Consider the following 25,839-nt stretch of genomic DNA (forward strand, 5'->3'; position numbering starts at 1 on the left):
GGGAAACACACCCACCAGCAGTTAATGTTCCAAATTTACATCTTTTGCATATAATTGTTTAGATACATTTTACAGGGGAGTGTCTTAAATTAAGAGGAATCATTCTTGCAGGAGGAACAGGGAACAAGGCTAAAACACTTGAATACCGTCGTAGATAATCTATTTCGAGAGTCACTAACACCATTTGAAGGCTCATTAAACTCTGCAGTTAAGCCTAATTATGTAACTGGACGGCGAAAGAGAAGAAAAGGGGATATACGCAATGAAAGTAGTTATTCTAGCGGGAGGATTCGGAACGAGAATAAGTGAAGAATCCCGCTTAATACCAAAGCCATTAATTCAAATCGGAGAATATCCGCTTCTTTGGCATATTATGAAAAGCTATTCCAAGTATGGATATAATGAATTTATTATTTGCTTAGGATATAAGGGATACAAGATTAAAGACTATTTTTTAAATTACTTTCTGTACAAATCCGATATTACCGTAGATTTTTGTAAAAGCAATCAACAAACAATCCATCATCACAACGCCGAACCATGGAAAATCACTCTTGCGGAAACTGGTTTGGAATCGATGACTGGAGGCCGTCTAAAGAGAATTCGAAAGTATATAGGAAATAATCCTTTTATGCTTACTTATGGAGACGGAGTCTCAGACATCAATATAGATCAGTTGGTGAATTTTCACAAAAAACACGGTAAAATAGCTACTGTTACCGCAATCCAGCCAGCCGGCAGGTTCGGCTCCTTAACATTGGGAGAGGAACAAAGAGTTGAGGCTTTTCATGAAAAAATTAGAGGGGATGAAGGTTGGATAAATGCCGGTTTCTTTATCTTGCAGCCCGAAGTTTTTGATTACATTGAGGGAGATTCTACGATTTTTGAACAGGGACCATTAGAGGACCTAGCAAATGCAGGACAATTGATGGCTTACAAGCATACCGGCTTTTGGCAACCGATGGATACATTGCGTGACAAAAAAAGTTTGGAAGAATTATGGAAATCAAAAAAGGCTCCGTGGAAAATTTGGTAATAGTTAATTGTAATTAAAACGAAATTGTCTATGTTTCATTGAATTTACATTTGAGCTAGTACATTACTTAATTCATAAAGGTATTTTATTAAGGTAATGGAAAAGCCTATATTCGGTTTTTTGTCAGTCTTATTTTTATAGAATAAGAAACTCTATCCTCATTACTGAAACTTGTACCGATTAACCACATCCCAATATTTAATTTGAATAATAACCTATCATTTAATTAAAAGGCCAATAAGGTGATTACCCAAAACTATTCCCGTTTTTTTGTTGAAATGGCCAACGGCAGTGTCGGTTACCACTATTATTATTATTATTACCGTTGGCCTCATTATAATTTAGGCAACTTTAATCAGTCGCACAGTATTGTTCAATTTGTTTTAAACATAGGGATCTGAGATTTTTATTTTGTTGATATGCGTGTGTAAACTCGATGATGCGGTCAAGCGCTTGATCAAGATTCCATTTGGGCTCCCAACCTAATTCGCTCTTTGCCTTTGAACAATCTACCTTTAAATAGTGTGTTTCATGTCTTTGGGCATCCAGCTCGATTTCGTACGAGGCATTTCCCCCCCACTTGTCACACAACTTTTGTACTATCCACTCAACCGGTTTCGCATCGGAATCATTTGGCCCAAAGTTCCAGCTTTGTGAAAAATACTTTCCATCTTCACACAGTTTTTGGGCTAGCAGGAGATATCCTCCCAAAGGCTCAAGCACGTGTTGCCATGGACGAATGGCGCCTGGATTTCGAATTTTCAGCTTTGAATCTTCCATTAGCGACCTGATGAAATCAGGAATCAAACGATCAGATGCCCAATCCCCACCACCGATTACATTTCCTGACCGTACCGAAGCGATGGCAACACCATGAACATCATACTCGTCAGGGTTAAAAAAAGAATTTCGGTAACACATAGTGACCAGTTCGGAGCATGCTTTGCTGTTGGCGTAGGGATCGTATCCTCCCAATTCATCCACCTCGCGGTATCCCCATATCCACTCTTTGTTTTCGTAACATTTGTCACTCGTAACATTAATGACGGCTTTGATGGGTATATTATTTTGGACAGCCACACGGACGGCTTCCAGAAGATTTACGGTGCCCATGACATTGATTTCATATGTTTCAGCGGGAATCTGATAGGATGCCCTTACAATGGGCTGGGCGGCCATATGAATGACAATATCCGGTTGTGTAGTCATAATAGCTTCCTGCAAGTCTTCTTTTGACCTTATATCTCCTAGTATTGAGTGCGCCAATTTATCGATTTCGCATAATTCAAATAAGCTGGGATTCGTAGGAGGCTTCCGGGTAAATCCGGTAACCTTTGCGCCAAGTGACTGCAGCCAAAGGCACAGCCAGGATCCTTTAAAGCCAGTAGATCCTGTAATTAAAACTTTTTTATTCTTCCAAAAGGTCTTATCAATCATAACAAATTTCTCCTTTGCCATTCAGAATTGATTGGGTAAGTTACGCCCCCAAAAATTCACCTCTCGAGCGGGTTGTTGGCTGCAGGCCCTACCAATCGGGAATTGGATACAATCACTTTTGAGATAAAACATTATATGAAAGGGCATCTATACTTATCCAACTTATTGAAAATAATCACGAAAGTCGAGATTTTGACACAATGGAAGATTTCTATTAATACCTCTTGGGAGTAAAGCTAATTGGTAGATAGCTGTAGTTAATTTGTCCCAGTGACTCATTTTAGTATTCCCTCAATCTCTCTTCGAATTTCATCAGAGACTCTGCCCCAACTCCAATATTGTTTGATTGGCCAGGGCTTGTAATTAAATTCCTTGGGATGAAAAAAATCATATTCATAATGGTTGATTTCATCAATAAAAGCCCCGAACGGTACAAACTCCGATGTGCGCGGATGTTTCAAATCAAGATAAAACTGTTCGGGAGTTTGAGCAAACCGAAGCTTTATGAAATTCGCAAATAACTGAGTTGCTTGCCTGGTGAAATAAAATCCAGGAGCAACCATATAGCTAAACGGTGTTTCTTTTCCTATAACATAGTCCGAGCCTTGTTTCCAAACAGTTCCATCTCCTACCTCGGACCAGGGCTGGCGCAACCATTTAATTTTGTCGCCCAACATCCATAAGGAAGGGGAAAAGTCTTCAAAAAATACTTGGTCAGAATCGACAACCACCACCGCGTCTGCATCCGTAAATTGATCCCAACTTAATTTGATGCCCATTTGCCACCAATAGCCGACCCCATTGGGATAGAGACCATTATCTGGAGGCTGCTCAAGCTCTATATATTTTACAGGGATATTTCCGGGAGGAGGATTATAGTTGTGGCCTCGAGTCGATACGATTACAATTTGCCGAAATCCTTGAGCGAACTTGTTTACCGATCGAATGGAAAAATTCAGCCATTCCTCGTCCCCTGGATAAGTTTTATAAAACAGGTCAACCTTTGCAGTCACTAAATCACTCCCTCTTCTACGCTTTTGCTGAGTTTTAAGTGAGATCCATGTATTACCATTTGTCGGATCACACGGCCTTTGTTTAATCACAGTGTTTTTTCGTAAATATTATGGCAGCTTTATCGGGTCAACTTGAGATCTAAATTTTGCAAAATAAAATGCATCTTTGAACATAAGCAACACCCCTCAATCTTTTATGGGCTCAAGCCGAATTTTCTGAAAAAAATCAGGCAGCGGAACAAAGGAACTGACCTGTAGTATTAAATGTTTATTTTCACTCACCTTTTCAGAACAGGTAATGATGGACCTTTTTTTTGTAATCACATGTTCATCTTTTTTAAATTATCCCAAAATTATATGCACCATATAATTTAAGTAGACCACCCATTCCTAGACGGACAGCTCAAAATATTCATTTTATTTGATAAGTGAATAATTTGCTTTGTACATCTTTCCAAGGGTGTTTGGGAGGATGCTCAATTTTGTCTACTTTGAATATAATCAATATATTTGCCGATATATTCCTGGAAAGTTAACTTTTGATGGCCAATTGTGAAGCATCTGTCACTTGGTTTTATCGTGGTTAGTCCTAAATGCTTTATTACGCTTGGATAGATGGGATGAATATGGTCATTAAAGATGTCATAGACATAATGGAGCAGTTCTCCGCTGGGTATTCCCAATGTTTCAAGAATTCTCATGGATAAATACTGAATAAGCGGATATTGGGGATGATTTATTGTGCAGAATATATGATAGATTTTATAGGTATGTTCGATGTAATCCACAATTGGAATATCTATGGATGCTTCCCGTCTTCTCAATTCATTGATGGAATCTAGCAACAGCGATTGAATTTCGTTGAAAGAGTAGAAATCGTCATCCGATATTAAGTTAAGTACTTGTTGTTTATTGAGCCCCTGCTGTAATAAACGAATGACATTCTTATCACAATATGGAAATCCATCCGTTGCTGTTTCAAGTTGGGGATAATAAGGAACAAAATAAGCATTGCCTATACTTATGCGTTTACATTTGTCAGGAAGCTTAGATAATATATAGTTTGTGGACAAATACTCGCCAAATGAATTACCTACATTTTGATAAATGAATAAATCACATTGGTTTAAATAATGCTGTTCTATCCCTGTTTCCATATTACATTCATGTACTGGTGGTATTTCAATCATTTGATAAATCTGGTTAAAAGTAGTTGATGATGTTAAATACTTTCGAATGGGCCATACATGACAGTTCCCATATACAATACAATATTTCACTATATTTCCCTCCACTTAAAATGCTTGTACACTTTATTTTATGAAGAAAATAATTCATTTGTGATTAGATTAATAGCATTATCAAAATAATGTGATTTTTCCCTACTCTTCACGCATACCAGGCTAGTCTCTTCGGAATTAAGAAAGCGAATATTATCTATGGTCAGGAATCGAACCCTACAAAGTGGTTGTGCAAAAAGAACCTCCTTGCCAATCACACCGCTTAACATTAGTAATTTGGGTGGGGGAAAACTTCACGAGGAGGTTCGCTGGCAATTTGGTATACCGCCTAATAATAATGCGATAATCATGGATTGAACACATTTTAAATTCACTATTGCCTTGTATCCTGATGAACATACCAATCTATGGTCTTTTTCAATCCTTCTTCTAAACTTACCTTTGCTTCAAATCCAAAACAATCCTTCGCTCTCTGTACATCAATTGATTGATAGGCTTGATTATGATGATAAATCTTTTGTGTTGAATGAAGAGGATGTAATATCAAGGATAAACAATGTAGCTGAAATCTTACTACGATTAAATCATTAACATTCCTTATGGTGCTTACGGGTTTTTTTACAAACAAGATAACCAATAATTAATAATTATAGTAAGCTTAATTTTGTTATATCCATCATTTTTCAAGGGATGCTTAAACGAATAATAACTATGGGATGATAACTCTATTATTAGGTTTAGCATCCTTTATTTTTGGGCCACAGTATATAATTATTCCTATCGTATCTTTGTTATTGGGTTTTATTACTTACCGGACCTTTGATTTTGAAAAAGAGGATAATCCTTGGACTTTTACATTGGACTATTATTTGCTTTTACAGGATTAATATTGAACTTTTTACATTATGTACACGTATTGAACTGATGTTATGGTTCATTTCAGCAAAAAAAGAAGAAAAGGAACAAGAACGCAGAAATAACGAAAGAATTTCTATTGTCGTAAGATGCGTTAAATTAAAATTGAAGTGAGTTACTTCGGTAACTCCTTTTTTCTTGTTGGTGCGTAGCTGAAGATCGGAGCTGTCTTTAAGGTAGCTTTTTCTTTATGCAACTAAAGGGGCAGGTTGGTTGAAGAAGGAATATTAGTGAAAATTACAGAATAATCCATTTATCAATGTTCTTGAAAATGCACCGATGGAAATTTTTTTTGGTCACTTTAAAGATTTAGCAGAATATAAAACATGTACTAAATTAACGGATGTGAAGGAAGGAGTTGATGACAATGAGTGTCGGTATCCATGGGATCTATAGAAAAATGGCCCCTGTAGAATGCCGGGACCATCCATTAAAGCATCCAACCAGGACGCTCTTTTTTTTTGATTTTTTGCACTTTCAAACTTCTTACCAACGTTTGTATATTTGTTTATATATCTATAAGACTGCATAAGGATTTGAATTGTATACATGGTGATGTGAAGGTAATAAGATGATGTATACCGAATAAAATCAGTAAGAGGGTTTAGGAGGGGATTACATGACAACATACTTAGAACAATTCGCACGGAATCGGAGAAGAAAAGACAAGACAGAAGTATTAACCGCACGCCTTCCAGAAAGCTTGTACTATGATTTTAAAGGTTATTGCACCGAACTCGGTCTATCTATCAGTGAAGCTGTTTGTCTACTAGTAGAACGTGAAATGAGTGAGAAAGTGAGTGTATCAGAAGAACTAGCAACTTCAGATGAATACAAAATGAATGATGATGTAGTCGAAATGGATACGGAAGTAGTCAAAGTGGTCGCAAGAAGAAATTCAAATTCAAATACAAATAGATTCATAACGACACAATGGCAGGTAAATGGACAGCTTCCATGTCCATATTGTGGTCGATGGCTGGTGTCTACTAATTTTTCTAGACATGCAAAACTACACTCAACGACTACGCTGGAAATTTTCACGAATGAGAAGTATAGGGAGAAAATCACTTCAATGATTAAGGCGAAACAAGAAGAACTAAATTAGCAACCATTGTCATTAGTTGAACTAACTTGCCCTGTTACAGTGAATTCGTACCATTAAGCAGTTCATTGATCTTAACATTTGCAGAGTGCAATTTGATATTTTTTATTGTCTTAAATAGTTCAAATCGTGACATGCAAATAAAGGTACGGGCATTACCATCACAGATCTTAGAAATGAAGCTGAAATTATCTTTGTTTAGTTAGATAATTTGTTTTTAGAATACCATTAGTAGGAGAATTTATAATGAAGCCATATAAAACATGTCAGAGTTGTGGAATGCCGCTATTAAAAAAATTCAGTCACAACCGAGTACTAATATTTTAAAAGTACTCGGTTAGACTAATGTTTCTTACCGGTAATAGAACCGTTCGAAAAAGTACAAGTGTGGAAGCACTTTACGGACTTATTTATTATCCATAAACTTAGAGGCTATAAACGAGGAAAGGTTAAAACCAATCTGGTTCGTTATTTCACAGGAACCTTAAAAAAATTCATGGATCAAACTTATTCGGCAATCGGTATAATAAGTAAGGTGGTAGTTTTAAAGCTTATTCGACTTCCTAGACCCCTTAAAATACTTGTGTTTCTAGCTTTTGCCTAGAACTGTTTCTTTTTCATACAACAGGGAAGATCTCTAATTCAAGCTGTTGAGCCATGATGTAACGTCTATAGCCATCTGTCAGCATGTTTGTCTCTCGGTTAATAGTAAGGGGTTCATCTAAATGGCCGGTCTGTCTAACATAGTTGACCACTTGCTGCGTTTTTTCAGGATTAGAGTACGAGTTTAAAAACGCTTCTGGAACCACGGATTTCTTTCAGTGCTATAAATCCTCGGTTCTTGTTGGAGCTTTTGGTGTTTCTGCTGCTTAAATCTTTATGGAGTGGGTTGTTTCTCTTTTTTCTGAGAGAATAGATACTTGAAAACAGATCAATCCGAGTGGACAATCCTCCACTGGTACATCCAACTGATCCTGCTTGCAATTGAATAAGTTAGGCAATTAACAACGGCCTTCTTATATTAGTCCGCATGTTACGAACTTGCCGTTGGTGAACAGTTATAGCTAACTTTGTAAATAAAAAGCCCCCTAAAACAGGAGGGTTTTTACCTTGCATTTTAAATTATCCTTTAATTAAAAATCGATTAAATATCTTTCCTATACCGTAAATAACTAACATTCCAATAGGCACTAAAAATGCTATTTCTAATAATGAATAAACCAAGTACTTTGAACCTTTAAAAATAGAAAAATTGGTAGCCCCTAAAGCCAGAACGAAAGCAATAATAAAAGTAATGAAAACATTATAATTTTTCATTTTTTTCAATCCTTTTTTAATTAAATATAACCACGTGTTTTACAAAAGTCTGTGAAGAAATCATATTTACCTTTTAAACATTTAGGAGATAACGGGTATACCTCCTAAACAATACCAATTTTACAAGGAATAAAAATAAAGGCAATAGTAAAGTTTATTTTATAAACAGTAACACTGTCACTTTTTTATTTTGCTTTTCCTTCTGGAATCGCTTGTTTAAAAGCGTTCATGGCTGTATATGTAATGGTGTCTTGTTCGACTATGTGTGAAATAGATTTCGTAATAACGCAAGGTAACGATGGATGAGAATGATGCAGGATCCATTGCAACATGGCAATATCCTTTGTGGCTTTGTAAAATCAATAGCCAACGTTTTTCGTAGGATATATGGGGTGTTCTCTCTTTCTGGACGGGAATAAATAGGGATTCCCGGCGTTTTGGGAAAAATAGTGGACCTCCTGAAATCAATTCGCGATATACATGTCACGGATTTTTTGTGTTTTCCCTTCTATGACTCGGAGTATCTTGTTTTGTTTGTCTTTGAGGTCCAGTATCTGTTGTGTGGTAAGTTTGAGAAGGTCCCTGACACGCAGGGCGGTTTCGCAGCCTAAAAAAAACAGGATGTAATCTCGTTCGAACAATGGGCTTCAACGCCCATTTCATATCTTCTAACTGCTGCTGAACACGAATTGGCTGCAGATCTTTTGGTTAGTCATCTTGATCGACCTTTCTTTCTTCATTCTAAACCTGGCTCCTTACCCCTTTAAAACCTTGTTTGAATGTACGATTTTTTTCAAAGAGGAAATCATAAAAAGCCAATGAAATCATGTTTTGAAATTACGAAAATTATAATTATCATACTTTCAAAATCGAAAAGAAACATCCCCATGGTTAATAATTGGAACTTTATTATTTCGCAAATTAAATTCTATTCATGATAAGATAAAAAAATCAAATACTAGTAAGGAAGGGGGAGTCAGTCAATTCTGGCTCTTTCCTGCCTTTTTTGCACACCCGATATTTTGGAGGTTTTTTTTTGAATGTTATCGTAAATAAAGTTAAAAAAATGGGTTATAAGCATGTTTCTTTGTACGCCATCATAGCACTTTGTTTTGTCGCCTCTGTTTTCTTTGTTAATCACAATTATTCATTCTATGAACTTCCAATAGCCAAAGTCATCAAAACAAATTTGGAAAATACAACTGAATTGAATGATATGTATCAAAATGAAGATCGACTATTTACCCAGAGTATTATAGCCGAATTACAAAATGGAGAAGAAAAAGGACAGCTTATCCATTTAAAGAATGAATATTCCTCATCCGGAGCTTATGATCAAGAATATCGAGTTGGAAATGATTTATTTGTTTCGATTGATACGAAGACAGAAGAAAATTCAGAGTTAACTGGAACAATAAAAGACGTAAAGCGTGATAAATTTGTGTTGATTGTAGCATGGGTTTTTATCTTTACATTACTTATCGTTGGAAAAAAGCAAGGCCTGTTTTCAATTATAAGTTTGGCAGTCAATGCCATATTATTGTCATATGCATTAGATTTTTATTTGAATTCATCAGACATTGGTTTGGTATTGATATGCAGTATAAGTATCATTCTATTTACGGTCCTTTCCCTTTTACTCGTTAACGGTTTTAATGAAAAAACCTATGCAGCTATCATTGCGACACTGTTAGGGACTTTTTTTTCGCTGTTCATTACTTATCTTGTTATGTGGTTAACTTCCGAAAATGGCCTTCGATATGAAGAAATGCAATTTATCACTCGTCCTTATAAAATGGTGTTTATGGCAGGTTTATTTATCGGATCTTTAGGAGCCGTAATGGATATAGCCATTACCATGTCTTCTTCGATTTTTGGGTTGTATGAAAAGAATAACCACATATCAGTAAAAGCACTTAAAACTTCAGGATTAGAGATTGGAAAAGACATTATGGGAACCATGACAAATATTTTGTTTTTTGCCTATATAAGTGGCTCCATACCTATGATTATTTTGTATTTGAAAAATGCTTCTGCATTGGGATTTACCCTTTCCATGAACCTTACATTGGAATTGGCCCGTGCCCTAGCTGGTGGTATTGGAATCGTGTTAACTATTCCGATAGGTCTATATGTCTCTATTTTTTTCATTAATCGAAAGAGGGAAAGACAATGAATGTATTAGTGTTGCTAGCGTTTATACTATTAATATTGATGATCTTGATTGGCGGAAAAAAAGGGGCACGTTCATTTTTTGCTTTGTTCCTAAACTTTGGTGTGTTACTTTTTACCATCATTTTTATGACTAATCCAAATAATGATCCGTATATCGTAACATTGATTGCATGTACGGTGATTAGTTATATTAATTTATTTTTTATTAACGAAGTGAATAGTACAACAAAAACAGCATTCATTTCTACTATTATCACGATTGTTATTGTACTCTTTTTTATTGTTCTTGTGACGGAAAATGCGATGATACAAGGTTTCGGTGAAGAAGAAATAGAAGAGCTTAGCATGTTTTCCCTTTATATTGGAGTAGATTTTGTTAAAATTGGCGCTTCAGTAATTATTATGAGTACTATTGGCGCGATTATCGATACAGCCATGGCCATTTCATCTCCCATGCGAGAAATGTTTCTTCACCATCCATCCATTAGCAAGAAAGATTTATTCACATTTGGATTAAGTATTGGAAGGGATATCTTAGGAACATCTACGAATACACTATTTTTTGCTTTCTTTGGAGGCTATTTGGCATTGCTTATATGGTTTAAAGATTTATCCTATTCTGTTGGAGAAATCGTAAACTCAAAAATATTTAGTGCTGAAATGATCACTATATTTTGTGCTGGAACAGGTGTAGCCCTGATAATTCCTATTACTGCTTTGATTACTGCTTATTTTTTAGTGAAAACAAGAGAAAATAAAGAGAAAGTTATATAGGTTTCATGGCAAAAGGGCTTATAAATACTCATTTGTATAAGAGGAATAAGTCTTTGAGTTGTTCCCTAATAGCATTGCAATGAGTATCCATCTGCTCTGTTTAATCCTTTTTACAGTTTCATTGGAGGGAGGTAAGATTAGTATTGCATTGCCTTCAATAAGGGCCATTATATGATTACAGATAGAGAAAAAGGCTGCCAATTGGCAGCCTTTTGAATGTATGATTCTTTATATTATCATACATTCAATCTAAAGTGAGAAAGTACCCTTAATTAACTAACGGGGCAGGATAGTTGAGGAAGAATTTCTAAATTATTGGAGAAATTGTTATAAAAGCTTAAATGAGAGGCATAGATCATGGGTAATTATCCAAGAACAGGACTAAGATTGAGAAGTGAAGCAGGTGTACATCCAGTAGTAAGAAGTGTTTCCATCAAATTTTGCAAGTGGCTAAGAACACAAATGGAGTTCCCTGTTCGAGGCGTCATCTATCTCAAAAAAGACTTTCAAATCAAGAATCGTACGACAAAACAAATGGTTACAGCAACCTTTTTGGCTCCTTATGAAAAGGATGTTGAACCTTATATCCGTATTGCCACAGGAGATTACGATGAGTTAATTAAAGATAGAGGAAAATCTGATGCTTTATATACGATGTTGGATACTAGTGTATTTACTTTTGGAGCATTATCAACCAGGCTCCCTGTAAATGTTTGCTGCATCATATTCGCTAATCGAGAAATCATAACCATCAAGTTAAATAAGGATTGAGCTGAAGCTAACAATCTTACTCTTGCACCAGATAATCTGACTGCATATGCAAGTGTTTCGATAGAATGGATAATAAATATAAATAGAGATATAAGAATTAATTTTTCTGTTAAGAATTCCAAAACAAATTACCTACTTTAATACTTTCCTTCCCATACTACCACATATTTTTCCAATTTGTGTTATGGAACTATCCTGCCCCTATAGTTGAACAAGAAACACTCCATAACTTTTAAGTTTTGGGTAAGTTTTCTTCCAAAAAAAAAAGACTGACAATAGTCAGTCTAAGGTGACGTCAGGTGCTTCCTCACGTCTTATTTATATATTATGCAAGTGTTTGGACAAGCGTTACCCTATCTATTAAGTTATGACACTATCCGAAATCAAAAAAGCCGATTTCTAAGTTAAGGAATCGACCTGAATTAAATTTATTAAACTAACGCACCCGTTAGTTGCATAAGATTCCGATTTAAAAATCTAAAATAGAGTTAATGGTTTCTACATACATATCAACCATTTTATACCCTTCTTCTGCTTCTTTCTCACTTATCTTTCTTTCTTCCAACCATTGCTGATAATGAATAATTTCGTGTGCACTAGAGTCTGTTGAAAACCAATATATAGTCATTATTGGTTCATCAACATTAGGAACAATTATAGGTATTTTTTTAGTTCCTACTTTTATTGCAATTTTTTCAAGGGCTATTGTTCATTTATATGAAGAAAGAGGTTCTATACCATCTTTGATAAAAAAGGGGTTAACTTTCGAATACATTAAGCGTGGGATAAAACACATTCATTAACCAAAGTTTTCTTACTTAAAGGATTTTAGATTGAAGGATACTCCCATAAGGTTGTTCTTAATTAATATGGTAATAACTGCAATCTATACAATTGGAGTGTTATCTGCGTTATATGCTGCTTTAATAGCTCCAGAAAGGGCAACAACTGCTATTATGGCATCGGGTCTTATAAATGGAATAGCTACAATTTTACTTATAATTTTTATTGACCCTAAAATATCTATTCTTGCTGATGACGTAATAAATCAAAAGGGAAGTTACCTTAATCTCAAGGGTGTATCTCTTATGATGGTTACTTCTCGTTTATTAGGAACGATTCTAGCCCAAGTATTTTTTATTCCAGGGGCAGGATATATTGCGTGGTTTACTAAATTTATTGTCTAATAAATATCTGATTTCTTAATGAACTAACAGGTGCTTTAGCTGAAAATCGGAGCTGTCTTTAAGGCAGCTTTTTCTTATGCAACTAATGGGGCAGTTTAGTTGAAGAAGGATTTTCATTCTCCTTTGCAGAAGGTAAGTCATGTATGTACATTTCCTTATGAAAGAAGGTTGTATTATGGAGTCTTATCCTTCTGAAATTGATTTCATTTCTCTATTTGAATGTCTTCCAGTAAAGAAAGATGATGATGAACTGTTCGAATATAATGAATCAACCTTCAGGTTCAAGGTTAATAAGTATAAATATGAGGTTATCGTTTGCCCGTTTTATAATCAACTTGGGTTATTAGTACAAGAAGGAAGTATGGTTATTGGAAGATATAACTTTCAAACGGTAAGTAAAATCGAAATACTTACCGATAAAAAGGATGAATCTTCTATACGGTTATTTTTAGATGGTGATAGAGAAAGGTTTTTAATGATTGTAGAAATTACCTTGAAACCGAACTTTAAGATTGAAATAAAAGAAACGTTTGCTTGATTACATTTAAGAACTGGCTGCCCAAACCGGGTAGCCTTTTTATAGAACTAAAGGAGCAGCATTCCTGTAATGAATGTTCTTAATGAACAAACGGGGCAGTTTAGTTGAATAAGAAATAGATAATAGACCAAAAGCGATCCTTCAATCTAAGAATCGCTTTTTTGCGTGATAATTTTAAGGATACTGTATACTTTTTAGCTCTTCTTACGTTATAAAGACGAGAGGAGGAAAATTATTGAAGAGTCGGTTCTCGAATGACCAATTAATTAAAGTAATGAATGAGCTATATTATTATGTAAAAAAGCAAGGTGCTGATTCGGAGACAGCAAAAGATATTGTCCAAGAATCAGTTTATAAGTTGATGATACATATTGAGTCAATTGATACCGACAAACATAAAGCATGGCTTTTTAGGGTAGCGATAAATTTGTATTACGATTACTGTCGAAAAAATAAAAAATCACAATTCCAACTATTAGACGAAAATCTTGTATCTAATTCAAAATTGATTGAGGATTTAATGATTACAAAAGAAAATCAAAACCAAATAAAAAATACTCTTGAACGCCTACCATTGATATTTAAGCAATTACTCCTTCTTAAATACGATTTGGAATGGTCTTATCAACAGATTGCAGAATATCTAGAAATGAAACCAAGTGGTGTGAAAACATATTTAGCCCGTGCAAGAGCAAAATTTAAAGAATTATATTGGAGGGAAGAAAATGAAAGATCAAAATGAAGAAAACTTGAAATCAATTTTTGATGAAAACTCTTTAGATAAAACATTGAAAAAAGCAAAACGTATTACTTTCTTGAGGACACTTCTAATATCTGCAATTGTATGTATTCTTATAGTTTTTGGTGTTTATAGAGCTAATACTTGGTGGATAAATAAAAAAGGTAGTGAAATAGCTTCTAATCTAATTATAAGAGATGCAGTAATGAAAGCTCCTAATACAATAATATACACGGAAACGATAGATATAGGGTTATTTAAAGGAACAATTAAACGGGAAGTATATAAAGTTATTAAAAATAAAGTAATTCCTTGGGATTCCCAAGAGGTGAATTATGGATTAAAGGGATTTTATTCAACATCGTTTTCATCTTACAGTACAAAGATTGATGATACCACTCAACTAAACTTTCCAAGTGGACAAAGAGAAATGTTATATTATGTTCCGCAATTCAAATACAAAACATATTCTAATGATTTATTAAAACTCAAAGAATACCCAAACGATAAATATATCGAAATGGCAATCTCCTTTGACAAGAGTTATTCATTAAATGAAGTTAAAAAAATGATGCCTAATTCAATCAAACCAACGTGGTTTTGGGTAAATAACTACTCGAAAAAATCCGATTTTAGAGATGAACCTGAATCAGGACAATGGTTATTCGGAATATCAGACCCATCTTCAAAGTTAGGACAAGCATTAAGTACATCTAATGTGAAAAGTGAATCAGACTTCTTAAACCGTTTAAAGAAATCTAATAAGAATGACTACCAATTCATAAGTAAACGCCAAAAAGATGGTTTGATTATAGGTGCAGTTGTTACTGGAACAAAAGAAAATTTACTATTATTGCAAGGACAACCTTATGTAAAGGCATCAAGTATAGGTGCCATTGTAGAAAAATATTAATATAAACAATCAGAAATCGGTGATTTTTATGTAGTTCTTAATGAACTAACGGGTGCGTTAGCTGAAGATCGGAGCTGTCTTTAAGGCAGCTTTTTCTTTATGCAACTAACGGGGCAGGATAGTTCCATAAGAAAATTAAAGTGAACGGGTTAAATTATCAAAAATATAAACAATCAATTATTATAGTAATGTTAATAAAATTTGAAAGGAAATACTCATCAAATGAAAATTGCTCTATTCCTTTTTATAGGTTTTTTAGTATACCTGTTGCTAACAGAGTTGTATAATTCTCATTTCGCTACTTCTGGTTTAAGCTCTGCGGTAATATTTTTCATATCAATAGTTGTAATCTACTTTCTAAAATCATTACAAAACTTCGCATTAAAGGGAGAATGTGAACATCCCTCATTGAAAGTTGAAGCTGATTTTAGTGCGGACCCTATATGGTGCAATGTTTGTGGTTTTAACTTAGACATTGATGACTTCCCTCTATCTGAAGAACTAAAAGAGGAACTATTTAACTGGGTTCAAAATTATAAAGAAATACCTATTGATGAGCATAATAAAATAGGTATCGACTTAACTGCAAAAGTTAAGGGTGAAATAGGGAGAGATTACCCCATCATATTTATTGAACAGTAGTAAATAACCAATATTATTTTTCTTCTTAAGCTAACGGGTGCTTTACTTCATTACCAGGAGCTGATCAGCAGCTCCTTTTCTTAGGACACTAACGGGGCAGGATAGTTGATTAAAGAAATGTACATTGGCATATTTTCCTTACATAAGTAGGGAAGTATTTCTGTTAGGATATTTATCGGAACGTAATTATATATTGAATATAGGAACGAGGATAATGTATGAAAGAAAAAAAAGAAGTTTTGCCATTAAGGAAATCTTATTGGAGTATTTTATCACTGGTTTGTGTTTTATTAGGAATTCTATTATGGTTTATCTTCTTTTTGGTTCCTAGTCAAAATATAGGTCTTGACCAAGGATTTCCTATTTGGGCTTGGACTTTTATTATGAATCCAATTGGTCTCATCTTGGCTGGGATAGGTTCAAAATACAATAATAAATTTTCCTTGTTTGGGATTGCAGGGAATCTATTTATGACATTTAGTATATTTTTCGCTTGGTATATTGGTTATCTAGTTGAATGGCTGTCCTCCATAATTCATTAAAACTTTTCTAATATCTGCTGAACGCTTACTTTTTATAATTTAGGTTGTTGAACAACAAGAGCTTTACGGAGCTGATAATCAGCTTCTATTCTTATTGATCTAAAGAGGCAGAATAATTGAGGAAGGATTTTAGGGAATTCGAACATAATTGGAGTAATTATGAAAGATAAAGAGGATATAAAAGATGAAAAAAGAAAAAAAGGATGGAAAAGAAGGTTTTTGCAAAGGAATAATGATTGAGATTCGTGATTCAATCTTATCTGAATTGGTTTTTAACATCTTAACTCTTATTCCAAGAATGATAGTTCGTTTAGTAAAGAGTTTATTTTGACTGATTGAGTCGGAAGTAATTCTTAATTAACTAACGGGTGCTTACTTCAATAAGGGAGGTTGCTGAAGTAACCTTTTTTTATGGCACTAACAGGGCAGGATAGTTTAAGAGGACATAACTCAAATTGTAAACTGGAATTAAGATTTAAACCCAAAATTCATCCTGGAGGAAACAATGATAACAAAGTTTGAAAATCGGTATTTTTACATTATTAGCCCCTATGATGATAATTTTATTAAGTGGAATACAGTAAAAGGAATTCTCAGCGAAGATATAAATGATGATTACAACGTAATTTCCGATTTAATGGCTATGGACGTTAGAGAAAAATTTGGGGAAGAATATGAGGTTTGGGATATTACAAAAGAGGAATTTGAACAAAGAATAAAGCCTGAAATGAAATAAAGTTCCTTAACCTAATTGCACTAACAGGTGCGTTAGCTGAAGATCGGAGCTGTCTTTAAGGTAGCTTTTTGTATGAAAACACAATAGTAAAAAAGCCATGCTAAAATAAACCCTCCAAATTCTCATTTTTTTTGATGGGCGTAAATGTGCTATGTCGTTATTTAACTGGTTATGCAGGTTGTTGTTCAGATGGAGCGATTGTATAGCCTTTCTTTTTTAGGTATTCGATCATTTTTAATTCTTTGTTATTTTGTTTTTCTTCAAGGTAATTTGAGCCTAGTTCATGATAAGGTTCTCCTGTTTTTAAGATGTTGTAAGTAATCGTTAATAGTAAATGGGCAGAAGCGATTCGTCCCTTCATTTTTCCTTGCCGTTTGGTAATCCTTTTTCGATGTGAAGCAATTCGATTATTTTGCCTTGATGTCGCTAATACACATTCTACGGCCATCGTTTTTAAAGCTTTATTTCCTTGTGTGGTTTTACTCGTTTTTTTTTACCTGCACTTTCGTAATTTCCAGGACTCACACCAGCCCAAGAGGCAAGATGTTTAGCTGACTTAAATACGGACATATCAACACCCATCTCCGCAATAAAAGTAGCTGCCGCAGCTTTGTTCACACCAGGTATACCATCCAATAATTCTACTTCCTTACGATAAGGGGACAGGAGTTGATCAATTTGTTTTTCTAATTCTTCTATGGTTTCTTCTAAATAACCCATATGCTCCCAATGGTAACGCAACATATCACGATGATGACGGCGAATACGACCATTAATTGCATTGGCAATGTCAGTAATACTTGCTTTTGTTCGCCAATCCACCATTTTTCGAAGACCATCGGTCTCTATTCTTTCACCATTTAGAATCGCTTCAAGGATACGGCGTCCCGATACACCAAAAATGTCTGATAGAACGGATGTTAGCTTGATATTAGCATCTTGAAGAATTTTGTGAATGCGATTCTGCTCTGAGGTGCGATGATGAATCAATTTTTTTCGATAACGAGTAAGATCTCGTAAATCACGAATATCCTCTGGTGGGACAAAATTGCTTTCAATAAGTCCGCATCTTAGAAGCTTGGCAAGCCATTCGGCATCTTTCACATCAGTTTTACGCCCTGGAACATTTTTGACATGCCTGGCATTGGCAAGAACAAGGTGAAAAGATCCTTCGAGTATATTCCATATTGGTTTCCAGTAGACTCCGGTACTTTCCATCACAACATCGGATACCTGAAGGGTAGCTAGCCAATCACTTAAAGCCAACAGTCCCGTTGTTGTAGTTGAAAAAGTTTCAATAGAGGTTTTTGGCTTTTTTTCTAATGGACCCAATAATACGCAGGCTACTACTGTTTCTTGGTGTACATCTAGGCCAGCACACCGTTCAATCATTGCTTCCATAGGAGAATCACCTCAATAAAAGATTAACAATACATATGACAGGAGATTTGTTGCAAAAATTTTTGTATACGTACTAGCAGTACACTAAATGGTTCTTCAATACTGTCACAACCAGTTTCTTATACAGGGTATCTTCCTTAAGATCCACCAAAAAAGGTTCAGCCTGGTTGTATTGTTATCACCATTATTGTCAACGGTTTAATGGGTTAGACTTTATTTTGGGGTAATTAGCAGGGTTTCGTGATAGATGGTGGCGGCGAGGATCGCCGCCATAGAAGTTTCTTATGGAACTATCGGGGCAGGATAGTTCAACAAGGATAATGGTTGTTTGTGGTAAAATTTAAAAGGACTGGTTGCTTAATTTGGGGCAGTTTGGTTGAGTAAGGGCTCAGATGGTTTTTTCTAATTGCTGTTTTCTAATTGCTGTTTCTTGTTTATTTGGTATGAGAAGAGTTTGATCCATTAATTGAAACAGTGGAAGAAAACAATCCTGAAGAAACTAAACGAATAGAAGAAATGTTTGACGGTACCCCTAAGTGAAAGTTAATGGATAACATTGTGATATGTAGCAAATATATTGGGAATTATTGGTTAGTTATAATTCTTTACTAATCGTTCTAAAAAGGGTATTATTTAATCATGGTTTGAAATTCATGTGTTTATTTTAGAACGTTCATTCTATAATAGATTATGACGTTTGTTTTTGTTAGTATTGGTTCATGGATTTTTTTAAGGAGAAATAAAATGGCTAGAAGTAAAGAGTTTGACGAAAAAGCAGTATTAAGAAAAGCAATGGAGCTTTTCTGGGAACAGGGTTATGAAAAAACATCCATGCAAGATTTGGTGGATCATATGGGGATACACCGCAGGAGTATATATGATACATTTGGTGACAAGCGTTCATTGTTTTTAGCTTCCCTTAATCACTATGAAGAGCTCATCGTCAATGAGATGGAAAGCATAATTAGTAGCACTTCATCCATTAAACAGACGATACGTGATGTTTTTATTTTCGTACTGAATTCCATTGAACAATACCCAAAAGGTTGTCTATCAGTAAATGCAGCCATAGAATTATCTTTGCTGGACAAAGAAATTGGACGCATAGTTACAAAAATGTTTAACCGTACTGAAGATATGTTTAATAACCTTATAAAACGGGGCCAAACTAGTGGAGAGCTATCAAAAGAAATCGATTCTGATAACACATCTCGTTTCTTACACAACAATTTGGTAGGTATAAGGGTACTAATAAAAACTAATTACAATAAAAAAGAATTAGAAGGCATCATCACTCTAGCACTTTCAGTGTTGGACTAGCTTTCTTTTTTTACCCTTTTTAGAACGTTCATTCTAAAAATAACATGAAACAAACCATCATAATGCATACTTATAAAACCGTTTTTAAATTTCTAAGGAGGAACACAATAATGACTAACTTTAAAATACCAACAGAATCAGAATTTATTGAAGCAGATGGAACTCGTTACGCATATAGAAAATTTGGTACACAAGATGGTATACCAGTAGTATTTCTTGTTCACTTTAGAGGAACGATGGAAAACTGGGATCCAAACATGCTTGAACCTATTGCAAATACACGCCCAGTAATCTTATTTGACAATAAAGGGGTTGGTGAGACCGATGGACTAACGCCTACTACAATTGCTGATATGGCAAAAGATACAGCAACATTTATAAAAACTCTTGGATTAGAACAAGTTGACATTCTTGGTTTTTCCATTGGTGGCATGGTTGCACAAGAGCTAGCTTTACAAGAGGGAGATTTAGTAAGAAAAATTATTATGGCAGGTACTTCGCCTGAATCTGGTATTAATCCAAATCCAGAGATTTTTGAAAGAATGAATCGTCACGGCGGAACGGAAGAAGATGGAATAAATGATTTTATGTTCTTTTTCTACGGACAAACCGAAACAAGTAAATCTGCAGGAATGGCTTCACTACAAAGAATTTTTAATCAGAAAAAAGTAAACAGTTCAGAACAAGTAAAAGAGGCACAATTACAAGCCATTGCAAAATGGGCTAAACAAAAATCTAATCATGATTATGAATGGTTACAAAACATCAAACACCCTGTACTTGTTACTAATGGTGTTAATGATGTGATGGTACCGACTAAAAACAGTTATATCTTAACAGAGAAATTACCCAAAGCACAGCTGATTATATATCCTGATTCTGGTCACGGGCATCTGTTTCAATTTCCAGAACTATTTGCAGAACACGTAAATTCATTTCTTGATTCTAATTCTTATTAAAAAGGAGTACTCATATGAGCAGATTATTTGAAAAAGTTCGTATCGGAAACATTGACTTAAAAAATCGTATAGGTATGGCTCCGATGACTAGAAGTAGAGCTTTACCAGATGGTACGCCGAGCGATTTAGTAGCAGAGTACTATGGTCAGCGTGCTTCAGTCGGTTTAATTATAAGTGAAGGAACCCAACCTTCAGATGATGGGCAAGGTTACACTAATACACCTGGTATTTATACAGAAAATCATATTAAAGGGTGGAAAAAAGTAACTACTAAAGTTCATAGTGAAGGCGGTCATATTTTTGTTCAGCTTATGCATGTGGGACGTGTATCACACCCTGATAACACACCTCACCACCGCCAAGCAGTTGCACCGTCAGCTATTGCACCTGGAGTAGAAATTTTCACGGCAGAAGGAATGAAAGAAATTCCAACACCAAGAGAATTGAGTGAGCTTGAGATAAAAGATGTTATCAATGAGTTTCGTTTAGCAGCACGTTCAGCAATTGAAGCTGGTGCAGACGGAGTTGAAATTCACGGAGCGAATGGTTATCTGATCCAACAATTCCTTAGTGAAAACTCCAATCATCGTCAAGATGCATACGGTGGTACGATTGAGGGTCGTTCTCGATTCGCTATTGAAGTAGCTAAAGCAGTTGTTGATGAAATAGGAGCAGAAAGAACGGGCATCCGTTTTTCTCCTCAAGGAACACTGCAAGGCATTGATGAGGGGGAAAATAGCCTTGAGATGTATCGCTATTTAATAAGTGAATTAAATAAGCTTAACCTTGCATATCTGCATTTAATGCACTTTGGAAACGAGCAATTCCTAAAAGATGTGCGTCAACTTTGGGATCAATCACTTCTTGTTAACCGTCCAGGTCGTCCTCTAGATCAACTTTCGTCTGATGTAGATAATAATCTTGCAGATGTTGTCACAGTAGGCACTTGGGTACTAGCTAATCCAGACTTTGTAGAACGGATTCAATCAGGTGCTCCCCTAAACGAACCTGATAAAAACACGCTCTATGCAGGAGGAAAAGAAGGTTATACAGATTATCCTTTCTTAAAATAGTTTATTTAATATGAATATCCCATCTAGGGATATTCATAATCTTTTTTCTTAGGTTCGTTATGAAAAGATACATGTACGTTAAATAAAAATGTGGAGGATTGTAATGAAAGCTTTAGCAATTGAAAACTACGGTAAAAAACCAAATTTTTTAGACTTCCCTATGCCCAAAATAAATAATGACGAGGTCTTAGTTGAGATATATGCGGCAAGTATAAATCCTCTTGATACAAAAATTCGAAAAGGTGAATTAAAATTATTATTGAAATACAAGATGCCGTTAATTTTAGGAAACGATTTTTCTGGAAAAATTGTTGAAGTAGGTACTAGTGTCACGAAGTTTAAAGTCGGTGATGAGGTATATGGTCGACCTAGAGCAAATAAAATGGGAACTTTTACTGAATATCTCTCTGTTAACCAAGAAGATATTGCATTAAAACCTAAAAATTTAAGTTTTGAAGAAGCCGCCTCCATCCCTCTAGTCGGATTGACATCCTACCAAGCTTTACATGATATTCTGCGAATTGAAAAAGGACATAAAATATTAATACATGCAGGATCAGGGGGAGTAGGAACATTTGCTATCCAACTTGCAAAACATATGGGTGCTTTTGTCGCAACTACAGCTAGTGATGGTAGTGATTTAGTAAAATCTCTGGGCGCTGACGAAGTTATTAATTACAAGACAGAAAAGTTCGAACATTCGATTCGTGACTACAACGCAGTTCTTGATACCATTGGGGGGGCGACGTTAGAGAGATCATTTGTAACATTAAAAAAAGGAGGAAAGATTGTTTCTATATCTGGAATCCCGAATGGTCGCTTTGCTAAAGAAAACGGATTTAGCTCATTTAAAAAAACCTTATTTTCAATTGCAAGTTATAAACTTATGAAGCTAGAAAAAAAACATAATGTCCAATACACGTTTCTTTTTATGAAGCATAGTGGAGAGCAGTTGAAAACTTTAACAGAAATGTTAGAGTCAGAAGTGATTAAGCCTACACTTGATAAAGTTTTTATTTTCGAAGATGCCCAAACAGTATTGGAGTATGCAGAGGCGGGAAGAGCGAAAGGAAAAATAATACTTAAATTAAAATAATTAGTCTTATCTAACAAACCTTTCCTTAGGTAGAAAGTGTTTGTTTTTTTAACTTATCGAGGTTGCTGGTGCGTTAGCATTCCTGTAGAGCGTTAAATATCGGCTTTGAAAAAAACAGAGCCCCTCAGTATGATGAGAGTACACACAAACCAAAACTCATCTTAAGGAGGAAGCTCTACTATGAATTTTAAAATGCAAAACAAACAAAATCAACTAATTGAAAGAATCACGAATCGTCATCTTGTTGTAGGAATTGATATTGCACAACAATTTCATGTTGCTCGAGCTGTTAACTATCGAGGAATTGTGGTCGGTCATCCTCTAACCTTTGAAAATAACGATGAGGGGTTTACTAAATTTCTAAGTTGGATCAAAGAACTTAAACGAATAAACCGTTTAGACACTGCCATCGTAGGCATGGAACCTAACGGTCATTACTGGTTGAATCTATCAAAATGGTTATTTGAACAAAACGTTGAAGTTGTTACCGTAAATCCGCACCTTGTTAAAAGGAATAAAGAGAACCGAGATAATACCCAATCTAAGAGCGATAAAAAGGACGCTCTCGTCATCGCTGATGTAGTGAAAAATGGCTATTATACATTGATTCATCATAGCCCAGAATCCATAGAAAAACTTCGAGTGCTTATGTCTAACAGGGACATGATCGTTAAACGGCTTGTCAGCTCAATCAACCAAATAAATCGCTGGGTAGATATCGTCTTTCCTGAACTACGACAAGTCTTCAAAGATGTAACAGCTAAGGGAGCTATCGCAACCCTTCGCTTATTTCCCACTCCAGTCGAACTACGTTCGTTACAGCCTCAAGATATCATTATGGGATGGAAATCAGTGATGAAAAGACATGCAGGTGTTCCAAAGGCTCATTCACTGATCGACTTAGCGAACAAATCGGTTGGTACAAAAAAAGCTCTTGATGCTTATAAACTTCATTTGAAGCAATTGCTTGAGGAATACGATCTTGCGACCGTCCAACTTGAAGCAGTTGAACAGGAAGTCACAAACATACTCATGAAAATTCCTTATGCTGAAAAAATACTAGCGATTAAAGGAATTAGCACGATTACACTGGCTGGTATTCTTGGAGAATCGGGTGATTTAAGTGGTTTCGCTCATGGCAATGCTTTATTACGTCACGCAGGACTGCACCTTTCCGAGGCAAGCTCTGGAAAATGGAAAGGTCAAATTGTTTTATCCAAACGTGGTAGGTCCCGACTTAGACGTTTCCTATTTCTTGCGACGATGAGTCTGATTATGAATAACCCAGAGTTCCAAGCCATTCACGCCACAAATGTTAAGGTGAAAAAAACAAAGAAAATGAAGTCTGTCATGAAGTTATGCGGTAAACTCGCCAGAGTTTTAGTGGGAATGGCCAGAAGTGGATCTGACTATTCCCCAGAAAAAGTTTACCCGATCACTCCAGAAGCAGCATGAAACTTACCTTTTGATATTGTCATTCACGAGCATTGGCTTATTCGTAGGAATTCAAAGAAAGCACGAGTACTGGATGTAATGAACAAAAGGGCAATGACCCGTTCCGTTAGCAAAACCGGCCTCCACCCCTTGATAGGCATGACGAAGGAATGAAAGGGCATAGGATTATGACCCGTTGAGACATGGGAGGGAAAGCCTCCAAGGGCAGCGTGGAAATTGCGTGCAGTATATGTAATAATATGGGGTTTTCAATAGATCCCCTATTTCAATCTGCCCTCATCTTATCAAAACGGTCCTATCTCTTTCGTTCATCTAAACCAACCTATACCATGTGGTTTGAAATCCTGCGAATAAGCGAGTATTCGTGAGCATTATCTATTAAACTGAGGGAGTTCATTAAGGAACATAAAAATGTTCAATCTTTTTTATAAAAGAATAATCCAATTAAATAGTATAAGGGCATGTTTTGATTAATATTTTTCAAAACATGCCCTTTCTATTTATTCATTTATCAAGGTTGCTTGTATTAAAAAAATACCCTCGTGTCGTTTTGAAATAAAGTTGCGACGTTTTAAAAAAATAAAGAAAAGACACCATAAGGTGCTTTTTTTCCTCTCTAGAAGCCTCAACTCGAAAATAACGAACCGACAACCAAAGACAACGTTTGCTTGTAAACGGCATGTGCGGACTGCACATCTCCAAAATGTCCGCACATGTAAAGATGGATAACACCGTGGAGCGACGCCCAGAAGATACGGACGACGGTTTCCGTGTCATACTGACCGGTAATCAGTCCCTGCTCTTGCGCATTACCAATTACCGTCAACAATTGCCGCATAGCTGTTACGGTGCCGTGTATGCTCTCCTCGTCTGGTTTGAAATCCGCGAAGGCTCCTCCGAACATCAGCTTGTAATAACCGGAGTAACGCTGTCCGAATTGCCAGAAGGTTTCGCCTAAATTAAACAGCTGCTGCATCGGATCGTCAGCGCGCGGCGTTCCCTCGAATTCGTTGGCGAGAAGCTTGCAGCCGTCGAGATAAAGCTGCTGAGCCAGTCCATCTTTATTGACAAACAGGTTGTATATGATTTTGGTAGAGCAATTCATCTTCTGCGCAACTTTACGCACCGTCACAGCTTCAGGACCCTCATCGTACAAAATCGTTGCCGCAGCATCGACGACGAGCTTTCGAAGATTTTCAATATTTTTCAAGCGAGCCTCCTGATACGTTTCCAGCTTTTGCGTATTTGCATCGAAGGAATTATTTTGGTCTGTCATCGCTATCACCCTCAATTAATACATTTTTGATAAGAAACAATGTTTCCAGCTCTTAACAGGAATTTTAATATAATTGTCGGACCGTTGTCAATGTTGCGAGGGATGCCAAAAACCAACGATTCAAAAAACGATGTTGACTTTCTTAAAAAGCTTAGTTACAATGATTTCAAATAGAAAC

At 35.6% G+C, this 25,839-nt stretch carries 26 protein-coding genes and 2 pseudogenes; 18 read left to right on the top strand and 10 right to left on the bottom strand.

The annotated features are described in order from the left end of the window. Positions 1-262: 262 nt before the first annotated feature. Complete coding sequence (gene rfbF / locus QUF94_RS28440) at positions 263-1,036, top strand: glucose-1-phosphate cytidylyltransferase (protein WP_289318977.1); 774 nt, start codon at positions 263-265, stop codon at positions 1,034-1,036. A gap of 351 nt (positions 1,037-1,387) precedes the next feature. Here the strand turns inward: rfbF and rfbG are convergent, their stop codons facing one another. From rfbG to QUF94_RS28460, 4 genes are all read right to left on the bottom strand, one after another. Then, a complete protein-coding gene (gene rfbG / locus QUF94_RS28445) occupies positions 1,388-2,473 on the bottom strand; it encodes a CDP-glucose 4,6-dehydratase (protein WP_289318978.1) in 1,086 nt (361 codons plus the stop codon). A gap of 275 nt (positions 2,474-2,748) precedes the next feature. Further along, a complete protein-coding gene (locus tag QUF94_RS28450) occupies positions 2,749-3,486 on the bottom strand; it encodes a hypothetical protein (RefSeq protein ID WP_289318979.1) in 738 nt (245 codons plus the stop codon). A 476-nt stretch (positions 3,487-3,962) separates the two neighbouring features. Next, positions 3,963-4,766: a WcbI family polysaccharide biosynthesis putative acetyltransferase gene (locus tag QUF94_RS28455; protein ID WP_289318980.1), complete on the bottom strand. Its 804-nt coding sequence runs from the start codon at positions 4,764-4,766 to the stop codon at positions 3,963-3,965. A gap of 334 nt (positions 4,767-5,100) precedes the next feature. Beyond that, entirely contained in the window at positions 5,101-5,274 is a 174-nt protein-coding gene (locus tag QUF94_RS28460) for a hypothetical protein (protein ID WP_289318981.1), read from the bottom strand. Between the two features lie 987 nt (positions 5,275-6,261). Between QUF94_RS28460 and QUF94_RS28465 the strand changes: the two genes are divergently transcribed. Further along, complete coding sequence (locus tag QUF94_RS28465; RefSeq protein ID WP_289318982.1) at positions 6,262-6,750, top strand: hypothetical protein; 489 nt, start codon at positions 6,262-6,264, stop codon at positions 6,748-6,750. Positions 6,751-7,869: 1,119 nt separating this feature from the next. Here QUF94_RS28465 and QUF94_RS28470 read toward each other — a convergent pair. Further along, positions 7,870-8,073, bottom strand: a complete 204-nt coding sequence (locus QUF94_RS28470; RefSeq protein ID WP_289318983.1) for a hypothetical protein — start codon at positions 8,071-8,073, stop codon at positions 7,870-7,872. Between the two features lie 1,027 nt (positions 8,074-9,100). Here QUF94_RS28470 and QUF94_RS28475 point away from each other — a divergent pair. The 3 genes from QUF94_RS28475 (at position 9,101) to QUF94_RS28485 (ending at position 11,784) form a co-directional block, all read left to right on the top strand. Further along, positions 9,101-10,240, top strand: coding sequence for a YibE/F family protein (locus QUF94_RS28475; protein WP_483313703.1), 1,140 nt, complete (start codon positions 9,101-9,103; stop codon positions 10,238-10,240). Beyond that, positions 10,237-11,013: a YibE/F family protein gene (locus QUF94_RS28480; RefSeq protein ID WP_289318984.1), complete on the top strand. Its 777-nt coding sequence runs from the start codon at positions 10,237-10,239 to the stop codon at positions 11,011-11,013. Before QUF94_RS28475 ends, QUF94_RS28480 begins: the two co-directional genes overlap by 4 nt. 357 nt (positions 11,014-11,370) lie before the next feature. Next, positions 11,371-11,784, top strand: a complete 414-nt coding sequence (locus QUF94_RS28485) for a hypothetical protein (RefSeq protein ID WP_289319016.1) — start codon at positions 11,371-11,373, stop codon at positions 11,782-11,784. Here the strand turns inward: QUF94_RS28485 and QUF94_RS28490 are convergent. Further along, positions 11,679-11,906 (bottom strand): annotated as a pseudogene (locus QUF94_RS28490) (lipid II flippase family protein); the annotation flags it as partial. The gene QUF94_RS28485 and the pseudogene QUF94_RS28490 sit on opposite strands and share 106 nt — an antisense overlap. 347 nt (positions 11,907-12,253) lie before the next feature. Beyond that, a complete protein-coding gene (locus QUF94_RS28495) occupies positions 12,254-12,412 on the bottom strand; it encodes a hypothetical protein (protein ID WP_289318985.1) in 159 nt (52 codons plus the stop codon). Between QUF94_RS28495 and QUF94_RS28500 the strand changes: the two are divergent. The 8 genes and pseudogenes from QUF94_RS28500 to QUF94_RS28535 all read left to right on the top strand — a co-directional run. Further along, positions 12,378-12,971, top strand: a pseudogene (locus tag QUF94_RS28500) (lipid II flippase family protein); the annotation flags it as partial. The gene QUF94_RS28495 and the pseudogene QUF94_RS28500 overlap by 35 nt on opposite strands. A 175-nt stretch (positions 12,972-13,146) precedes the next feature. Then, the gene (locus QUF94_RS28505; RefSeq protein ID WP_289318909.1) at positions 13,147-13,509 is read left to right on the top strand and encodes a hypothetical protein; all 363 of its coding nucleotides are present in this window, start codon (positions 13,147-13,149) and stop codon (positions 13,507-13,509) included. 235 nt (positions 13,510-13,744) lie between these two features. After that, positions 13,745-14,251 carry an RNA polymerase sigma factor gene (locus QUF94_RS28510; RefSeq protein WP_252278719.1) on the top strand — a complete coding sequence of 169 codons (507 nt, stop codon included), beginning with the start codon at positions 13,745-13,747 and terminating at the stop codon, positions 14,249-14,251. Continuing rightward, positions 14,235-15,161 carry an anti sigma factor C-terminal domain-containing protein gene (locus QUF94_RS28515; RefSeq protein WP_289318986.1) on the top strand — a complete coding sequence of 309 codons (927 nt, stop codon included), beginning with the start codon at positions 14,235-14,237 and terminating at the stop codon, positions 15,159-15,161. The genes QUF94_RS28510 and QUF94_RS28515 overlap by 17 nt, the downstream gene beginning before the upstream one ends. 222 nt (positions 15,162-15,383) lie before the next feature. Then, a complete protein-coding gene (locus QUF94_RS29020) occupies positions 15,384-15,803 on the top strand; it encodes a hypothetical protein (RefSeq protein WP_353957828.1) in 420 nt (139 codons plus the stop codon). Positions 15,804-16,021: 218 nt separating this feature from the next. Next, positions 16,022-16,345, top strand: coding sequence for a hypothetical protein (locus QUF94_RS28525; protein WP_289318987.1), 324 nt, complete (start codon positions 16,022-16,024; stop codon positions 16,343-16,345). 184 nt (positions 16,346-16,529) lie between these two features. Further along, positions 16,530-16,676, top strand: coding sequence for a hypothetical protein (locus QUF94_RS28530; protein ID WP_289318988.1), 147 nt, complete (start codon positions 16,530-16,532; stop codon positions 16,674-16,676). Between the two features lie 174 nt (positions 16,677-16,850). Then, on the top strand, positions 16,851-17,081 hold the full coding sequence (locus QUF94_RS28535) for a hypothetical protein (RefSeq protein ID WP_289318989.1): 231 nt from the start codon (positions 16,851-16,853) through the stop codon (positions 17,079-17,081). Positions 17,082-17,250: 169 nt separating this feature from the next. On the opposite strand, the gene QUF94_RS28540 is transcribed toward QUF94_RS28535, so the two are convergent. Both QUF94_RS28540 and QUF94_RS28545 read right to left on the bottom strand, forming a co-directional pair. Next, positions 17,251-17,529, bottom strand: coding sequence for a hypothetical protein (locus QUF94_RS28540; RefSeq protein ID WP_289314828.1), 279 nt, complete (start codon positions 17,527-17,529; stop codon positions 17,251-17,253). Between the two features lie 5 nt (positions 17,530-17,534). Continuing rightward, positions 17,535-18,482 carry an IS110 family RNA-guided transposase gene (locus QUF94_RS28545; protein ID WP_289314829.1) on the bottom strand — a complete coding sequence of 316 codons (948 nt, stop codon included), beginning with the start codon at positions 18,480-18,482 and terminating at the stop codon, positions 17,535-17,537. A gap of 744 nt (positions 18,483-19,226) precedes the next feature. Between QUF94_RS28545 and QUF94_RS28550 the strand changes: the two genes are divergently transcribed. The 5 genes from QUF94_RS28550 to QUF94_RS28570 all read left to right on the top strand — a co-directional run bounded on the left by QUF94_RS28550 (position 19,227) and on the right by QUF94_RS28570 (position 24,385). Further along, positions 19,227-19,802: a TetR/AcrR family transcriptional regulator gene (locus tag QUF94_RS28550; protein ID WP_048678351.1), complete on the top strand. Its 576-nt coding sequence runs from the start codon at positions 19,227-19,229 to the stop codon at positions 19,800-19,802. Between the two features lie 110 nt (positions 19,803-19,912). Then, positions 19,913-20,761, top strand: a complete 849-nt coding sequence (locus tag QUF94_RS28555) for an alpha/beta fold hydrolase (protein WP_101226030.1) — start codon at positions 19,913-19,915, stop codon at positions 20,759-20,761. Positions 20,762-20,775: 14 nt separating this feature from the next. Then, positions 20,776-21,834, top strand: coding sequence for an alkene reductase (locus QUF94_RS28560; RefSeq protein ID WP_289318990.1), 1,059 nt, complete (start codon positions 20,776-20,778; stop codon positions 21,832-21,834). Positions 21,835-21,937: 103 nt separating this feature from the next. Beyond that, entirely contained in the window at positions 21,938-22,930 is a 993-nt protein-coding gene (locus tag QUF94_RS28565) for an NADP-dependent oxidoreductase (protein ID WP_289318991.1), read from the top strand. A gap of 180 nt (positions 22,931-23,110) precedes the next feature. Continuing rightward, entirely contained in the window at positions 23,111-24,385 is a 1,275-nt protein-coding gene (locus tag QUF94_RS28570; RefSeq protein WP_289318992.1) for an IS110 family RNA-guided transposase, read from the top strand. A gap of 625 nt (positions 24,386-25,010) precedes the next feature. On the opposite strand, the gene QUF94_RS28575 is transcribed toward QUF94_RS28570, so the two are convergent. Beyond that, a complete protein-coding gene (locus QUF94_RS28575; RefSeq protein ID WP_289318993.1) occupies positions 25,011-25,661 on the bottom strand; it encodes a TetR/AcrR family transcriptional regulator in 651 nt (216 codons plus the stop codon). Between the last annotated feature and the right edge of the window lie 178 nt (positions 25,662-25,839).

Source organism: Peribacillus sp. NJ4, from assembly GCF_030348345.1.
Classification (GTDB): Bacteria; Bacillota; Bacilli; order Bacillales; family DSM-1321; genus Peribacillus.

Excerpts from the sequence above, each read along its gene's own strand:
- QUF94_RS28530 (WP_289318988.1), top strand. The coding sequence starts at position 16,530 with ATGAAAAAAGAAAAAAAGGATGGAAAAGAAGGTTTTTGCAAAGGAATA.
- QUF94_RS28515 (WP_289318986.1), top strand. The coding sequence starts at position 14,235 with ATGAAAGATCAAAATGAAGAAAACTTGAAATCAATTTTTGATGAAAAC.
- rfbG (WP_289318978.1), bottom strand. The coding sequence starts at position 2,473 with ATGATTGATAAGACCTTTTGGAAGAATAAAAAAGTTTTAATTACAGGA.
- QUF94_RS28465 (WP_289318982.1), top strand. The coding sequence starts at position 6,262 with ATGACAACATACTTAGAACAATTCGCACGGAATCGGAGAAGAAAAGAC.
- QUF94_RS28555 (WP_101226030.1), top strand. The coding sequence starts at position 19,913 with ATGACTAACTTTAAAATACCAACAGAATCAGAATTTATTGAAGCAGAT.
- QUF94_RS28545 (WP_289314829.1), bottom strand. The coding sequence starts at position 18,482 with ATGGAAGCAATGATTGAACGGTGTGCTGGCCTAGATGTACACCAAGAA.
- QUF94_RS28480 (WP_289318984.1), top strand. The coding sequence starts at position 10,237 with ATGAATGTATTAGTGTTGCTAGCGTTTATACTATTAATATTGATGATC.
- QUF94_RS28525 (WP_289318987.1), top strand. The coding sequence starts at position 16,022 with ATGAAAGAAAAAAAAGAAGTTTTGCCATTAAGGAAATCTTATTGGAGT.
- QUF94_RS28565 (WP_289318991.1), top strand. The coding sequence starts at position 21,938 with ATGAAAGCTTTAGCAATTGAAAACTACGGTAAAAAACCAAATTTTTTA.
- QUF94_RS28535 (WP_289318989.1), top strand. The coding sequence starts at position 16,851 with ATGATAACAAAGTTTGAAAATCGGTATTTTTACATTATTAGCCCCTAT.
- QUF94_RS28550 (WP_048678351.1), top strand. The coding sequence starts at position 19,227 with ATGGCTAGAAGTAAAGAGTTTGACGAAAAAGCAGTATTAAGAAAAGCA.
- QUF94_RS28570 (WP_289318992.1), top strand. The coding sequence starts at position 23,111 with ATGAATTTTAAAATGCAAAACAAACAAAATCAACTAATTGAAAGAATC.
- rfbF (WP_289318977.1), top strand. The coding sequence starts at position 263 with ATGAAAGTAGTTATTCTAGCGGGAGGATTCGGAACGAGAATAAGTGAA.
- QUF94_RS28560 (WP_289318990.1), top strand. The coding sequence starts at position 20,776 with ATGAGCAGATTATTTGAAAAAGTTCGTATCGGAAACATTGACTTAAAA.
- QUF94_RS28505 (WP_289318909.1), top strand. The coding sequence starts at position 13,147 with ATGGAGTCTTATCCTTCTGAAATTGATTTCATTTCTCTATTTGAATGT.
- QUF94_RS28575 (WP_289318993.1), bottom strand. The coding sequence starts at position 25,661 with ATGACAGACCAAAATAATTCCTTCGATGCAAATACGCAAAAGCTGGAA.
- QUF94_RS28540 (WP_289314828.1), bottom strand. The coding sequence starts at position 17,529 with ATGGCCGTAGAATGTGTATTAGCGACATCAAGGCAAAATAATCGAATT.
- QUF94_RS28485 (WP_289319016.1), top strand. The coding sequence starts at position 11,371 with ATGGGTAATTATCCAAGAACAGGACTAAGATTGAGAAGTGAAGCAGGT.
- QUF94_RS29020 (WP_353957828.1), top strand. The coding sequence starts at position 15,384 with ATGAAAATTGCTCTATTCCTTTTTATAGGTTTTTTAGTATACCTGTTG.
- QUF94_RS28495 (WP_289318985.1), bottom strand. The coding sequence starts at position 12,412 with ATGACTATATATTGGTTTTCAACAGACTCTAGTGCACACGAAATTATT.